Genomic DNA, 15,374 nt, shown 5'->3' with positions numbered 1-15,374 from the left:
CATGACCGCTTCGTCTGCATTGCCGTATCAACGTCTGCATGTCGAACTCGACGCCCGACGCTATCCCATCCATGTCGGACCGGGGTTGCTCGACGCTCCGGACATGCTGGTGCCGTACCTGGCCGGGCGTCAGGTGATGATCGTCACCAACGAGACGGTGGCGCCGCTGTATCTCGAGCGCCTCAAGCGCACGCTGAGCGGTGACGATCGTGACGTTCGCGAGGTGATCCTGCCCGATGGCGAACATACCAAGACGCTGGCCAGTGTCGAGCGCATCTGGGATGCACTGCTGGCGGCGGGCTTCAATCGTCGTTGCACGCTAGTGGCGCTCGGCGGGGGCGTGATCGGTGACATGGCTGGCTACGCAGCGGCGTGCTATCAGCGCGGTGTGGCCTTCATACAGGTGCCGACTACCTTGCTGTCGCAGGTGGATTCCTCGGTGGGTGGCAAGACCGGTGTCAATCATCCGCGTGGCAAGAACATGATCGGCGCTTTCTGGCAGCCGCGTGCGGTATTGATCGACACCGATACGTTGGCCACTCTGCCGGGTCGAGAGCTCTCTGCGGGGCTCGCTGAGGTCATCAAATATGGCCTGATACAGGATGCCGACTTCCTCGCCTGGCTGGAAGCGCGCATGACAGCGCTACGGGCGCTTGATGCCGAAGCGCTCACTGAGGCGATTCTACGAAGCTGCGCGATCAAGGCCGAGATCGTCGCTGCCGACGAAACCGAGCAAGGGCAGCGGGCGCTGCTCAACCTGGGGCATACTTTCGGACACGCCATCGAAGCGCACCAGGGCTATGGCAACTGGCTGCATGGCGAAGCCGTGGGCACGGGAATGGCAATGGCCGTCGAGCTCTCGCAGCGTCTCGGCTGGCTCGAGGCCGTCGAGGTGGCGCGTGTCGAAGCTCTCATCGCCCACGCCGGCCTGCCGGTGGCAGCTCCCGTCGCAATGAGTGTCGAGGACTTTCTTGCCACCATGAGACTGGACAAGAAAAACATCGACGCACGATTGCGCCTGGTGCTGCTGACGCGGCTGGGTGAGGCTTGTATTCACGACGCGACGCCGCCTGACATGCTCGATGCGCTGCTCGCGGATTTCCCCCGCCGCTGATTGCGCTCGGTCTCGCCTGGCCCCGACATGACGCCTGCCGCTCCGGCAGGCGTTTTTGGTTGCGTCGCAGTCCCCGTCTGCGGGTTTGTGCGCTGGCGGATTTCGCGCGACAATATTTCCGTATCGGCATGCCTCATGCAGAATCGGCATGAGGCGAGGCTGGTATTTAGACTCAAGTCCCATGTTTCGAGCTTTATGCGTTCAAGCGTTTCTAGCGCGTTGACATGTAAGGGGTTTTAGCGAGATTTTGCGGCTACCCCGCGATTTTGCGTGGCTTTGAGGCGGTGCGGCAGGTAGTAGAATTGCTTGAGAGGGGGGCAGAGGCTATGCTGGTCGACCTTTTTCACGCCCGATGCGTCATCGCATGACGTGCTTTTCGACCTTCAAAAAATAAAAGATAACCGGAAAGCATAACACGATTATTTCTGGACACAAGTTTCAAAATTTTGTGAGGCACGCCCATGATGAGAGGCCTTCACCAGCCTGGCGAGTTCCGTGATAACTGCGGTTTCGGTTTGATCGCCCACATGGAAGGGCAGGCGAGTCATGACCTGCTCAAGACCGCGATCGAATCCCTGACCTGCATGACCCACCGTGGCGGTATCGCCGCCGACGGTAAGACCGGCGATGGCTGCGGTCTGCTGTTCAAGATGCCCTCCGAGTTCATGCGAGCCGTGGCCCGCGAGGAGTTGGCGGTCGAGCTTGGCGAGCGCTTCGCCGTGGGGAGTGTATTTCTGCCCGATGACGATGCCCGCGAAGCGCAGGCCCGTGAGGTGCTCGACGAACAACTGCATGCGCGAGGGTTGCGTGTGAGTGGTTGGCGCGACGTGCCCACTGATTCTTCGGTCTGTGGTCCCATGGCGCTGGAGTGCCTGCCCCGGATCCGCCAGGTTTTCGTCGAAGCGGATGACGAGCGCGACACCCAGGCGTTCAATGTCGACTTGTTCATGGCGCGGCGCTATGCCGAGCAAGCGCTCAAGCACGAAGACGACTTCTATATCTGTTCGCTATCCAGCGAGGTAGTGTCCTACAAGGGGCTGATGATGCCCGCGGACCTGCCGACCTTTTATCGCGACCTGGGCGATGAGCGTCTGCACACGGCGATCTGCGTGTTTCACCAGCGCTTTTCCACCAATACCGCACCGCGCTGGCCCTTGGCGCAGCCCTTTCGGTTCATGGCCCACAACGGCGAGATCAATACCATCGAGGCCAACCGTGGCTGGGCCAACGCGCGTAAGGAAAACTTCCTGTCGCCGTTGTTGCCGGAAATCACCGAGCTCGATGAGATCGTCAACACCTCGGGCTCCGACTCCTCCAGCATGGATAACATGCTCGAGGTGTTGCTGACCGGGGGCATGGATCTTTACAACGCCGTGCGCATGATGGTGCCGCCGGCGTGGCAGAACGTCGAAACCATGGATGGCGACCTGCGCGCCTTCTACGAATACAACTCCATGCACATGGAGCCGTGGGACGGCCCCGCTGGTCTGGTGATGACCGATGGCCGCCATGCGGTGTGCATGCTCGACCGTAACGGACTGCGCCCGGCGCGCTGGGTGATCACCGAGAACGGCTATATCACCTTGTCCTCCGAGATCGGTGTTTACGACTACAAACCCGAGGACGTCGTTGCCAAGGGTCGCGTAGGCCCGGGCCAGATCCTCGCTGTAGACACCCAAACGGGCGAAGTCCTGCACACGCCGGATGTCGACGAGCGTCTGCGCTCGGCGTACCCCTATCGTCGCTGGCTGAAGCAGCATGCGCATTACCTGGAGTCCGCGTTGACCGAACTGGCGCGATTCCAGCCCATGGCCGGCAACGAACTCAACGTCTACCAGAAGATGTTCCAGGTGACGTTCGAAGAGCGCGATCAGCTGTTGCGTCCGCTGGCCGAAGGCGGTCAGGAGGCGGTGGGCTCGATGGGCGACGACACGCCGATGGCGGTGCTGTCGCGTCATGGACGCTTGCTGACCGATTACTTCCGGCAGAAGTTTGCACAGGTCACCAACCCGGCCATCGACCCGCTGCGCGAAGCGATCGTGATGTCGCTGGAAACCTGCTGCGGCGCCGAGTTGAATGTCTTCGAGGCGACACCCGAGCACGCGCATCGCTTGATCCTGACCACGCCGGTGCTCTCGCCGCGCAAGTTCACCGCCTTGGTGACTCAGGAGGATCCGGCATTCGCCAGCCATAAGCTGAGCCTGAGTTACGACCCTGAGCGCGATACGCTCAAGCAGGCGTTGCTCGCCCTGTGTCAACGGGCCGAGGACGCGATTCGCGAGGGCAAGGTGATTCTGGTGCTCTCGGATGCCGACCTGGAACGCGGCAAGTTGCCGATTCATGCCGTGCTGGCGGTGGGGGCGATCCACCATCATCTGGGCCGCAAGGCGTTGCGGCCACGCGTCAACCTGGCGGTCGAGACCGGCTATGCCCGCGACGCTCATCAGATGGCGGTGCTCTTCGGCGTGGGGGCCACGGCGGTGTATCCGTATCTGGCCTACCAGGTCATGGCGGACATGCATAACACCGGCGAGTTGACCGGCAATCCGGCGGATGCCCGCGAAAATTACCGCAAGGGCCTGCAGAAAGGGCTCTACAAGATTCTCTCCAAGATGGGGATCTCGACGCTGGCATCCTACCGTGGTTCGCAGCTGTTCGAAGCGGTGGGGCTGTCCTCCGAAGTCATGGACATGTGCTTCACTGGTATGGCGTCGCGCATCGAAGGAGCCGGCTTCGCCGAGCTGCAACTGCAGCAGGAGCTGCGGGCCCGCGAGGCGTGGATCCCGCGCAAGGGCATCCACCAGGGCGGTCTGGTGAAGTACGTGCATGATCATGAATACCACGCCTACAACCCCGACGTGGTCATGCAGTTGCAGAGCGCGGTGCAAAGCGGTGACTACGCCAAGTGGAAGCAGTTCGCACAGACTGTCAACGAGCGTTCGGTTGCCACCATCCGCGACCTGCTCACCCTCAAGCCGGCCCCCGAGCCGTTGCCGCTCGACGAGGTCGAGCCGGTCGAGAACCTGCTGCCGCGCTTCGATAGCGCCGGCATGTCGCTGGGCGCGCTGTCACCTGAAGCCCATGAGGCGATGGCGCAGGCCATGAACGAGACCGGCGGGCGCTCCAACTCCGGCGAAGGCGGCGAGGATCCGGCGCGCTACGGGACCATTCGCTCCTCGAAGATCAAGCAGATCGCCTCCGGGCGCTTCGGTGTGACGCCGGCCTATCTGGTCAATGCCGAGGTGCTGCAGATCAAGGTCGCCCAGGGCGCCAAGCCCGGCGAGGGTGGGCAGTTGCCCGGCGGCAAGGTCAACGAACTGATCGCTCGGCTGCGCTACGCGGTGCCTGGGGTGACGCTGATCTCGCCGCCGCCGCATCACGATATCTACTCCATCGAGGATCTGGCGCAGTTGATCTTCGATTTGAAGCAGGTCAATCCGGACGCCCAGGTGTCGGTGAAACTGGTTTCCGAGCCCGGCATCGGTACCATCGCCACCGGCGTGGCCAAGGCCTACGCCGACTTGATCACCGTCTCCGGCTACGACGGCGGCACCGCGGCGAGCCCGCTGACCTCGATCAAGCATGCCGGCAGCCCGTGGGAACTGGGCCTGCCCGAAGTGCATCAGGCCCTGCGCATCAACAGTCTGCGCGACAAGATTCGCCTGCAGACCGATGGCGGCCTCAAGACCGGGCTCGACGTGGTCAAGGCGGCGATTCTCGGCGCCGAGAGTTTCGGCTTCGGCACTGCGCCGATGGTGGCGCTGGGTTGCAAGTATCTGCGCATCTGCCACCTCAACAACTGCGCCACCGGCGTCGCGACCCAGCACCAGCACCTGCGTGACGAGCATTTCCGCGGCACCGTGGACATGGTCAAGCACTACTTCCGCTTCATTGCCGAGGAAGTGCGTGAGCTGATGGCGTTGCTCGGCGTGCGCCAGCTGACCGATTTGATCGGTCGCACCGACTTGCTCGAGATCCTCGAGGGCGAGACGGCGTCGCAGCGCAAGCTCGACTTGATGCCGTTGTTGCAGAACGATCACGTGCCCGAGGGGGCGCCGCAGTTCTGCCAGGTCGGTCGCAACGAGCCGCACGACCCCGGCGCCAAGAACCAAGAGGTGCTGGAGGCCTTGTTGCCCGCCATCGACGCTAAATCGGGCGGTGAGTTCAGTTTCCGGATCACCAACTGTGACCGTAGCGTGGGCGCTCGGACATCCGGTGAAATCGCCAAGCGCTACGGCGAAGCGGGGCTCGAAGAGGCGCCGATCACCGTGCGTTTCACCGGCGTGGCCGGGCAGAGTTTCGGCGTGTGGAACGCGCGCGGGTTGCAGCTCTACCTCGAAGGTGACGCCAACGATTATGTCGGCAAGGGCATGAACGGTGGCAAGGTGGTCATCGTGCCGCCACGCGAGAGCCGCTTCGAAAGCCACAAGACGGCGATCATCGGCAATACCTGCCTTTACGGCGCGACCGGCGGCAAGCTGTTCGCGGCGGGCACAGCAGGCGAGCGCTTCGCGGTACGCAACTCCGGGGTGCACGCGGTCATCGAGGGGGCTGGCGATCACTGCTGCGAATACATGACCGGTGGCCTGGTCGCCGTGCTAGGCGAAACCGGCATCAACTTCGGGGCGGGCATGACCGGCGGGTTCGCTTACGTGATTGACGAGGACCGCACCTTCGTCGACAAGTACAACCACGAGTTGGTCGAGATTCATCGTATCAATACCGAGGTCATGGAAGCCTACCGGCGCCACCTGAGGGAAATACTCGAGGAATACGTTGCTGAAACCGGCTCCGTGCGGGGCCAGGCGATCCTCGAGGATTTCTCCGACTTCATCCGGCATTTCTGGCTGGTGAAGCCCAAGGCAGCAAGCCTTAACGGCCTGCTGGCCCAGTCCCGGCGTCAGCCGGAATAAGAGCCGTCGGCGGCCCGAGTAGCGTCTGCTACTCGCTGCATAATAGGAGAAGACGATCATGGCAAACCGTCTGAATAACGATTTCCAGTTCATCGATGTCGGCCGGCAGGATCCCGAGAAAAAGGATGCGCGCGCCCGAGCGCGCGAGTTCGCCGAGATCTACGAGCCTTACAAGCCCAGCGAGGCGGCCAGCCAGGCGCATCGTTGTCTGCATTGCGGCAATCCGTATTGCGAGTGGAAGTGCCCGGTTCACAATTACATTCCCAACTGGTTGAAGCTGGTCAGCGAGGGCAACATCCTCGAGGCGGCGGAGATGTCGCATCGCACCAACTCGCTACCCGAGGTGTGTGGTCGCGTGTGCCCGCAGGATCGTCTCTGCGAGGGTGACTGCACGCTGAACGACGGATTCGGTGCGGTGACCATCGGCTCGGTGGAGAAGTACATCACCGATACGGCCTTCGCCATGGGCTGGCGGCCGGATATGTCCAAGGTCGAGTGGACCGACAAGCGGGTCGCGGTGATTGGTGCCGGCCCGGCGGGGTTGGGCTGTGCCGATATCCTGGTGCGTAACGGCGTGAAGCCGGTAGTGTTCGACAAACATCCCGAAATCGGTGGGCTGCTGACCTTCGGCATTCCCGAGTTCAAACTCGAGAAAAATGTCATGAAGCGTCGCCGCGCGGTGTTCGAGGAAATGGGCGTCGAATTCCGCCTGGGGGTGGAAATTGGCGGCGATGTGTCTCATGAGGCACTGCTCGACGAATTCGATGCCGTGTTCATGGGCATGGGCACCTACAAGTACATGGAAGGCGGTTTCCCCGGCGAGGACTTATCCGGGGTCCACAAGGCGCTGGATTTCCTGGTCGCCAATGTCAATCACTGCCTGGGCTTCGAGAAGGACCCTGACGATTACGTATCGCTCGAGGGCCAGCGCGTGGTGGTGTTGGGGGGCGGCGATACGGCAATGGACTGTAACCGGACCTCGATTCGTCAGGGGGCGGCCAGCGTGACCTGCGCCTACCGCCGTGACGAGGACAACATGCCGGGGTCGCGCAAGGAAGTCGCCAACGCCCGCGAGGAAGGCGTGGAGTTTTTGTTCAACCGCCAGCCGGTGGCCATCGTCGGCGAGGACAAGGTCGAGGGCGTCAAGCTGGTGCGCACGCGTCTCGGTGAACCGGATGCCAATGGGCGTCAGCGTCCCGAGGTGGTTCCGGGGTCGGAAGAAGTGTTCGCCGCCGATGCGGTGATCATCGCCTTCGGTTTCCAGCCCAACCCTGCCGATTGGTTCGACACGGTGGGCATCGACCTCGACGAGCGCGGGCGCGTCAAGGCGCCGGCACAGGGCGGCTTTGCCTTTCAGACGAGTCATGAAAAGGTCTTCGCCGGTGGCGATATGGTGCGTGGCTCCGACCTGGTGGTCACCGCCGTCTATGAAGGCCGTCAGGCGGGTGAGGGCATCCTCGACTACCTCGGCGTCTGAGTCTCGGCGGCGGGCCATGGAGGCCTGATCCGGTATCGGGTGGGAGCGAATTTATTCGCGATGGAGTTGGCTCCGTCGGGAACAAGTTCCCTTCCACTAGGCTGCGGGCTACGAGAAGGGCGGAGTCATCGTCCTGCCCGCAGCTCGAAGCTCAAATTGAGCGTTCTGGGCGAATCTGCTATTCTGGCGTCCCATCCAGGCCCGGTTCTCTCCACGGCCTTCAGACCACGTTTCGACAGGTTTTCCATGACGCGATATATCTTCGTGACCGGCGGTGTTGTGTCCTCACTCGGGAAGGGCATCGCCTCCGCCTCCCTCGCGGCGATCCTCGAGGCGCGCGGCCTCAAGGTCACCATCCTCAAGCTGGACCCGTACATCAATGTCGATCCCGGCACGATGAGCCCGTTCCAGCACGGCGAGGTGTTCGTCACCGAAGATGGCGCCGAAACCGACCTCGACCTGGGGCATTACGAGCGCTTCATCCGTACCAAGATGACCCAGAGCAACAACTTCACCACCGGGCGTGTCTACGAGCACGTGCTGCGCAAGGAGCGCCGCGGCGATTATCTGGGCGGGACCGTGCAGGTGATTCCGCATATCACCGACGAGATCAAGCGCCGGGTCTATGAAGGCGGTGATGGGTTCGATGTCGCGCTGGTGGAAATCGGCGGCACGGTGGGCGATATCGAATCGCTGCCGTTTCTCGAGGCGACGCGTCAGATCCGTAGCGAGAAGGGCGCCAGCCAGGCACTCTTCATGCATCTCACGCTGGTGCCCTACATCAAGACCGCTGGCGAGACCAAGACCAAGCCGACCCAGCACAGCGTCAAGGAACTGCGCTCCATCGGCATCCAGCCGGATATCCTCATCTGTCGCAGCGAAGTCGAGCTCGAGGAAAGTGAGCGGCGCAAGATCGCGTTGTTCACCAACGTCGAGGAGCGCGCGGTGGTGCCGCTGCAGGATGCCGATACCATCTATCGCATCCCGCTGATGCTGCATGAGCATGGCCTGGACGACATCATCTGCGACAAGCTGCGCCTCGAGGCCGACGAAGTCGATCTCGGCGAATGGGTGCACGTTCTGGATGCCAAGCTGAACCCGCTCAAGTCAGTCAATATCGCCATGGTCGGCAAGTACATGGAGTTGCTCGACGCCTACAAATCGCTCAACGAGGCGTTGATCCATGCCGGCATTCAAGGGCGGGTCAAGGTCAATATCGACTATATCGACTCCGAAGATATCGAGCGTCACGGTACCGAACGCCTCGCCGGCAAGGATGCAATTCTGGTGCCCGGTGGCTTCGGCGAGCGTGGCGTAGAAGGCAAGATCGCCACCGCCCGTTATGCCCGCGAAAACAAAGTGCCGTACCTGGGCATCTGCTTGGGCATGCAGGTAGCGGTCATCGAGTATGCGCGCCATGTCGCGGGTTGGGCGGATGCCAACTCCACCGAATTTACCCATGACACGCAGCATCCGGTGGTGGGGCTGATTACCGAGTGGGTCAATCCCGAGGGCAAGATCGAGCTGCGCGATGCGGCTTCCGACCTGGGCGGCACCATGCGGCTCGGCGGCCAGGTGTGCCACCTCAAGTCGGGCACGCGGGCACACGCGGCCTATGGCCTGGAGGACATCACCGAGCGCCACCGTCATCGCTTCGAGGTCAACAACCAGTTCGTCGAGGCCCTGGAAGACGCCGGCCTGGTGATTTCTGGCAAGAGCGCCGACCACTCCCTGGTCGAGATGATCGAGCTGTCTGATCACCCTTGGTACGTGGCGTGCCAGTTCCACCCGGAGTTCACCTCCACCCCGCGCGATGGACATCCGCTGTTCTCCGGCTTCATCAATGCCGCGCTGGAGTACAAGGCTGCGGTCGCGCGGGCGCGTGCACAACAGCAGAACTGAGGAAGCACTATGGCCGAGACATCCAAACAGATTGAGTTTGCCGGCCTCAAGGCCGGCAATTCATTGCCGCTGACGCTGTTCGGCGGCATGAACGTGCTCGAGTCCCGCGAGATGGCCCTGGAAGTCGCCGAGGCCTATGTCGAGGTGACGCAGCGCCTGGGCATGCCCTATGTCTTCAAGTCGAGCTTCGACAAGGCCAACCGCAGCTCGATCCACTCGTATCGTGGCCCGGGCCTGGAAAAAGGCCTCGAGTGGCTGGCCGAGATCAAGTCGCGCTTTGGTGTGCCTGTGATCACCGACGTACACGAGCCTTGGCAGGCCAAGCCGGTGGCCGAAGTGGCGGATGTCATCCAGTTGCCGGCCTTCCTGGCCCGCCAGACCGATCTGGTGGTGGCGTTGGCCGAGACCGGCGCGGCGATCAACATCAAGAAGCCGCAGTTCATCGCCCCGCATGAGATGCGTCATATCATTCGCAAGTGCGAGGAAGCCGGCAATTCGCGGCTGATACTCTGCGAGCGCGGCTCCAGCTTTGGCTACAACAACCTGGTGGTCGATATGCTGGGCTTCGGGGAAATGAAGCAGACCGGATACCCGGTGTTCTTCGACGTCACCCATGCGCTGCAGCAACCCGGGGGCCGCGCCGACAGCGCCGACGGGCGTCGTGCGCAGGTCGCCGAGCTGGCGCGTGCGGGTGTCGCAGTGGGGCTGGCGGGGCTGTTTCTCGAAGCGCATCCCGACCCTGACAACGCCAAGTGCGATGGCCCTTGTGCCTTGCCCTTGAACCGCCTCGAAGGCTTCTTGAGCCAACTCAAGTCGATCGACGACATGGTCAAGGGTTTCGCGCCCCTGGAAATCGACTGAGACAACGACGCATGCGATAGTCGAGTACACGACGAGCGGAGCCGCCCGTAGCGGTCAACGCGACCGCTACCCTCTCGATATGCTGAAACGACCCATCGTTAACACGAGGATGACTCGCAATGGCTGAGATCAAAGATATCCACGCTCTCGAGGTGTTGGACTCCCGCGGCAATCCAACCGTTCAGGCCGATGTAGTGCTGGCGAGTGGCGTGCGTGGCACGGCTTGCGCGCCGAGCGGCGCCTCCACCGGCTCGCGCGAGGCGCTGGAGCTGCGCGACGGAGACAAGTCGCGCTACCTGGGCAAGGGCGTGCTCAAGGCGGTCGAGGCCGTCAACGGCAAGATTCGCGATGCCCTGGTGGGTAAGGACGCGCTCGATCAGCGCGGTCTGGATAATGCCATGCTCGAACTGGATGGCACCGACAACAAGGGCAGCCTCGGCGCCAACGCCATCCTCGCCGTGTCGCTCGCCGCGGCCAAGGCTGCCGCCATCGAGAAGGGCGTGCCGCTCTACGCACACATCGCCGAGCTGTACGGCCAGCCGGGTCAGTTCCGTATGCCTGTGCCGATGATGAATATCCTCAATGGTGGCGAGCATGCCGACAACAACGTCGACATTCAGGAATTCATGATTCAGCCGGTTGGTGCGCCCGACTTCCGTGAAGCGCTGCGGATGGGCGCCGAGATCTTCCATACCCTGAAGAAGGTGCTCGCCGCGCGCGGTCTGTCGACCTCGGTGGGCGACGAGGGCGGTTTCGCCCCCAACCTGGCATCCAACGCCGAGGCGTTGGCGGTGATCCAGGAGGCCGTGGAAAAGGCCGGCTACACCATGGGTAAGGACGTAACCTTGGCGTTGGACTGCGCCTCCTCGGAGTTCTATCAGGACGGGCAGTACAACCTCTCGGGCGAGGGCAAGTCCTACGACGCGACAGGCTTCGTCGACTATCTCGCAGCACTGTGCGATCAGTACCCGATCGTCTCCATCGAGGATGGCATGGACGAGTCCGATTGGGCAGGCTGGAAAGCCCTGACCGACAAGCTGGGCGATAAGATCCAACTGGTGGGCGACGATTTGTTCGTCACCAACACGCGGATCCTCAAGCGTGGCATCGACGAACACATCGGTAACTCCATCCTGATCAAGTTCAACCAGATCGGCTCGCTTTCCGAGACGCTGGATGCCATCAAGATGGCACAGGATGCCGGTTTCACGGCGGTCATTTCGCACCGCAGTGGTGAGACCGAGGACACCACTATCGCTGATCTGGCCGTGGGTACGTCCGCCGGTCAGATCAAGACCGGTTCGCTGTGCCGCAGCGATCGCGTGGCCAAGTACAACCGCTTGCTGGTCATCGAGCAGGCTTTGGCGGGACAAGCTGCCTACCCGGGCCTGGCTGCGATCAAGGGCCAGGATTGACGCCGGACGCAAAGCGTAGTCTATGACATCCCGGATGTAGCATTCACGGCGGCCTTCAGGGCCGCCGTGGGTGTTTTGGGAGTAAGTATTATCTCCATTTCTTGTAAGAGATTTCCTACAAAAAATGCCCTCAATGTGTGATAAACCGCAATGCTTGGTGCGATAGATACGCTTTCTTTTGTCTTATTTCTTTGTTTTTAAAGATATTTTTTGTTGGGCGGTGTCTGGCTGCAGGAAAGCAGCGGTCAAATGACCCGCTTGTTGCGACGGGAAGGTTGGGTAACAATGCTGTGGCACAGGATGAGCAAAGGCATTGCTTACCTGGAGGCAGATTGGGATGCAGCAAGGTGCGCCTGTCGTGGAGGGAGCCCATGGCAGGCATGGAGCGCACCTCGGGAGTCGAGCGGAGGGAGCCGCTCAGGGATGAATGGGATGCAGCGGCCTTCGGGCCGCTTTTTTTTGTCTTGCCTTTGCCTTTCGACCAAAAAAAGCCGACCTCATCGAAAGGTCGGCGTTGCGTGGCGCGCTGAGGATATTGGCGATCAGCGTCAGCGTTCGAGGTATTGCAGCTTGTCGGCGCTGCCGTCCCACTGCTCCGCCTCGGGCAGAGGATCCTTCTTCTCGCTGATGTTGGGCCAAATCTCGGAAAGCTCGGCATTGAGCTCGGTGAATTCCTTCTGATCATCCGGAAGCTCATCCTCCGAATATATCGCTTCGGCCGGACATTCGGGCTCGCATAGCGCGCAGTCGATACACTCATCGGGGTGAATCACCAGGAAATTGGGCCCTTCGTAGAAGCAGTCCACGGGACAGACTTCGACGCAGTCGGTGTATTTGCAGCGAATGCAGTTTTCGGTGACGACGAATGTCATGAGGATCTCCTGAATCTCGGTCGCGGCAGCGCCCAAGGGTGACAGTACGGTTATAAACGGGCGGCGATTTATAATGGCATATTCTAATGGCGCCACATTTTAGTCGCGCCCCTGGCGCGTGGGCAAGCGGGCACCATAAACGTTTTGGAATGGCCTCATAGCCAAACGCACCTTCAGCATTGTTCACGCCACTCATAGAGCAAGGCCATGGCTTGGCGTGGAGAAAGGTCATCAAGGTCGAGCTTTTCCAAGGCCTCGACGACCGGATGCGGCGCACTGGCGAAAAGATCTGCTTGTTGCGGTTTGGGCGTGCCCCCCTCGTGTATTCCGCCACGAGTGCCGGCTTGATGGACTTCCTGTTGCTCCAGGGTGGCGAGCTTCTCGCGTGCCCGTGCTACTACGCGTGGCGGCACGCCAGCTAGCTGTGCGACCTGCAGGCCGTAGCTCTGGCTTGCGGGCCCTTCCTCGACACGGTGCATGAAGACGATGCCGTCCTGATGTTCGGCGGCCGTCAGGTGCACGTTAGCCACGCCGTCGTAGGGTTCCGTCAACGCGGTCATTTCGAAGTAGTGCGTGGCAAAGAGCGTGAAGGCGCGCCGTTCGACCAGGTGCTCGGCACTGGCCCAGGCCAATGAGAGGCCGTCGAAGGTGCTGGTGCCGCGTCCGATCTCGTCCATCAGCACCAGGCTGTGTTCGGTGGCGTTATGCAGGATGGTCGCGGTTTCGGTCATCTCCACCATGAAGGTCGACCGGCCACCGGCCAGATCGTCGCTGGAGCCGATACGCGTGAAGATACGATCCACGGGCCCGATTTCGGCATCGTCGGCGGGCACGCAGCTGCCAGTATGCGCGAGCAGAGCGATCAAGGCCGCCTGGCGCATATAGGTAGACTTCCCGCCCATGTTGGGCCCGGTGATGACCAGTAAGCGCCGCGTTTCGTCGAGCATCAGATCGTTGGGCACGAACGGGTGGTCGCTGACGTGCTCGACCACGGGATGGCGCCCGCCACGAATGCGTAGGCCGGGCTGATCGCTCAGACGGGGGCGTACGAAATCCAGCGCCAGGGCGCGTTCGGCGAAACATGCCAGCACGTCGAGGGTCGCCAGGGCGCGTGCCGTGCCCTGGAGTGTTTGAAGATCGACGTTGAGCGTTTCCAGCAAGCCGTCGTAGAGCAGCTTTTCGCGGGCCAGTGAGCGCGACTTGGCCGACAGTGCCTTGTCCTCGAACTCCTTGAGCTCGGGGATGATGAAGCGTTCGGCATTTTTCAGCGTCTGGCGACGAATGTATTCGGCCGGCGCTTCTCGGGCCTGGGCACGCGGAATTTCGATGAAGTAACCGTGGACGCGGTTGTAGCCGACCTTGAGGCTGGCGAGGCCGGTGCGTTCGCGCTCGCGAGTCTCGAGCTCGACCAAGTAGTCGCCGGCATGTTCGGCCAGGCCACGGTATTCGTCGAGTTCCTCGTCGAAACCTGTGGCGATGACTCCGCCGTCGCGGATCACCACGGGCGGGTTGTCGACCAGCGCCTGAGTCAGCGTCTCGGCCAGTTCGGGGTACGGCTGGATATGGCGCTTGAGCTCGTCGATGGCCGTGCCGTCGTCGAGCTCCGCTAGATCGTTCTCCAGCGCAGGTAGGGCATTGAGTGCATCGCGCAGGCGTGCCAGGTCGCGCGGCCGGGCGCTGTATAGGGCCACACGAGCGAGGATACGCTCGATGTCACCGATCGCCTTGAGCGGCTCGCGCAGGGCCGTATAACGGTCGTCGTCGATGAGACTCTGTACTGCTGCCTGACGCGCCTGGACCTGGACGGTGTCGCGCAGCGGCCGGTTTAGCCAGCGCTTCAATTGACGCGAGCCCATGGCCGTGGCGGTGGTGTCCAACACGCTGGCCAGCGTGTTCTCGAAGCCGCCGCCGAGGTTGATGTCGATCTCGAGATTGCGACGGCTGGCGGCGTCGATCACTACCGCCTCGTCGCGGGTTTCCACTGCGATCCCGGTGACGTGGGGCAGTCGTGAACGTTGGGTGTCGCGGGCGTAGTCGATGAGCACGCCAGCGGCGGTCAGCGCGGTGGTGAGATGCGCGCAGCCGAAGCCACGCAAGTCGGCTACGCCGAATTGATCGCACAGCAAGCGCTGAGCGCTCTCCAGATCGAACAGCCAGTCGCCCTGGCGGCGAAAGCCGGGACGTTCGGCGAGAGCAGGTGGCAACGAGAGGCTCTCCGCGGCGAGCAACTCGGCGGGGTCGAGGCGCTGGATCTCGGACAGCAGGTCGCTTTCGCCGTCCACCTCGAGCACGCTGAAATGGCCACTTGAAAGCTCTAGCCAAGCCATGCCCCAGCGTTCGCCCTGAGGATGCACGGCAAGCACGAGGTTGTCGCGGCGCGCGTCGAGCAAGGCTTCGTCGTGCAGGGTGCCGGGCGTGACGATACGCACGACCTGACGATCCACGGGACCCTTGGCCGTGCTGGGGTCGCTCATCTGCTCGCAGATGGCCACCGATTCCCCAGATTTGACCAGCCGCGCCAGATAACCCTCGGCGCTATGATACGGCACGCCGGCCATGGGAATCGGCTTGCCCGCCGATTGGCCGCGCTGGGTCAGGGTGATGTCGAGCAGTTGCGCGGCGCGCTTGGCGTCTTCATAGAACAGTTCGTAGAAATCGCCCATGCGATAGAAGAGCAGCACCTCGGGATGCTCGCGCTTGATCTTCAGGTACTGGACCATCATCGGGGTATGCTGGGCAGAGGCCTGGCTCATGCGAATCCTTGTCGTGCCGGTGGCTAATGTTGCCAAATGTGGGATAAGGCGCCGCAGTGCTGGAAGA

Annotated in this window: 8 protein-coding genes and 1 pseudogene; 6 read left to right on the top strand and 3 right to left on the bottom strand. The window is 62.1% G+C overall.

Going from position 1 to position 15,374, the window contains the following annotated elements:
• Position 1: 1 nt before the first annotated feature.
• Together aroB and gltB are read left to right on the top strand one after the other, a co-directional pair.
• A complete protein-coding gene (aroB, locus tag LUN51_RS07925; RefSeq protein ID WP_277810832.1) occupies positions 2–1,114 on the top strand; it encodes a 3-dehydroquinate synthase in 1,113 nt (370 codons plus the stop codon).
• Positions 1,115–1,575: 461 nt separating this feature from the next.
• Positions 1,576–6,027, top strand: a complete 4,452-nt coding sequence (gene gltB, locus LUN51_RS07920) for a glutamate synthase large subunit (RefSeq protein WP_277810831.1) — start codon at positions 1,576–1,578, stop codon at positions 6,025–6,027.
• On the opposite strand, the pseudogene LUN51_RS17445 reads toward gltB, so the two are convergent.
• Positions 5,965–6,120: pseudogene (locus LUN51_RS17445) on the bottom strand (hypothetical protein); the annotation flags it as partial. The gene gltB and the pseudogene LUN51_RS17445 sit on opposite strands and share 63 nt — an antisense overlap.
• Here LUN51_RS17445 and LUN51_RS07915 point away from each other — a divergent pair.
• The 4 genes from LUN51_RS07915 to eno all read left to right on the top strand — a co-directional run bounded on the left by LUN51_RS07915 (position 6,086) and on the right by eno (position 11,682).
• Positions 6,086–7,504 (top strand): FAD-dependent oxidoreductase, encoded by a 1,419-nt coding sequence (locus LUN51_RS07915; protein ID WP_277810830.1) that lies wholly within the window; start codon positions 6,086–6,088, stop codon positions 7,502–7,504. The pseudogene LUN51_RS17445 and the gene LUN51_RS07915 sit on opposite strands and share 35 nt — an antisense overlap.
• Positions 7,505–7,750: 246 nt before the next feature.
• Complete coding sequence (locus LUN51_RS07910) at positions 7,751–9,406, top strand: CTP synthase (RefSeq protein ID WP_277810829.1); 1,656 nt, start codon at positions 7,751–7,753, stop codon at positions 9,404–9,406.
• A gap of 9 nt (positions 9,407–9,415) precedes the next feature.
• Positions 9,416–10,267: a 3-deoxy-8-phosphooctulonate synthase gene (gene kdsA / locus LUN51_RS07905; RefSeq protein WP_277810828.1), complete on the top strand. Its 852-nt coding sequence runs from the start codon at positions 9,416–9,418 to the stop codon at positions 10,265–10,267.
• A 119-nt stretch (positions 10,268–10,386) separates the two neighbouring features.
• Positions 10,387–11,682 (top strand): phosphopyruvate hydratase, encoded by a 1,296-nt coding sequence (eno, locus tag LUN51_RS07900; RefSeq protein ID WP_261505883.1) that lies wholly within the window; start codon positions 10,387–10,389, stop codon positions 11,680–11,682.
• A 548-nt stretch (positions 11,683–12,230) separates the two neighbouring features.
• On the opposite strand, the gene fdxA is transcribed toward eno, so the two are convergent.
• Positions 12,231–12,554 (bottom strand): ferredoxin FdxA, encoded by a 324-nt coding sequence (fdxA, locus tag LUN51_RS07895; RefSeq protein ID WP_277810827.1) that lies wholly within the window; start codon positions 12,552–12,554, stop codon positions 12,231–12,233.
• 173 nt (positions 12,555–12,727) lie between these two features.
• Positions 12,728–15,307 carry a DNA mismatch repair protein MutS gene (gene mutS / locus LUN51_RS07890; protein ID WP_277810826.1) on the bottom strand — a complete coding sequence of 860 codons (2,580 nt, stop codon included), beginning with the start codon at positions 15,305–15,307 and terminating at the stop codon, positions 12,728–12,730.
• Positions 15,308–15,374: the final 67 nt, after the last annotated feature.

Origin of the sequence: Chromohalobacter canadensis, from assembly GCF_029544075.1 — a bacterium.
Lineage (GTDB): Bacteria > Pseudomonadota > Gammaproteobacteria > Pseudomonadales > Halomonadaceae > Chromohalobacter > Chromohalobacter canadensis_A.
This window is presented reverse-complemented; position numbering and strand designations above follow the sequence as displayed.

Bases quoted from the DNA above. Each gene is read 5' to 3' on its own strand.
- fdxA (WP_277810827.1), bottom strand. From the start codon at position 12,554: ATGACATTCGTCGTCACCGAAAACTGCATTCGCTGCAAATACACCGAC.
- aroB (WP_277810832.1), top strand. From the start codon at position 2: ATGACCGCTTCGTCTGCATTGCCGTATCAACGTCTGCATGTCGAACTC.
- eno (WP_261505883.1), top strand. From the start codon at position 10,387: ATGGCTGAGATCAAAGATATCCACGCTCTCGAGGTGTTGGACTCCCGC.
- gltB (WP_277810831.1), top strand. From the start codon at position 1,576: ATGATGAGAGGCCTTCACCAGCCTGGCGAGTTCCGTGATAACTGCGGT.
- mutS (WP_277810826.1), bottom strand. From the start codon at position 15,307: ATGAGCCAGGCCTCTGCCCAGCATACCCCGATGATGGTCCAGTACCTG.
- LUN51_RS07910 (WP_277810829.1), top strand. From the start codon at position 7,751: ATGACGCGATATATCTTCGTGACCGGCGGTGTTGTGTCCTCACTCGGG.
- LUN51_RS07915 (WP_277810830.1), top strand. From the start codon at position 6,086: ATGGCAAACCGTCTGAATAACGATTTCCAGTTCATCGATGTCGGCCGG.
- kdsA (WP_277810828.1), top strand. From the start codon at position 9,416: ATGGCCGAGACATCCAAACAGATTGAGTTTGCCGGCCTCAAGGCCGGC.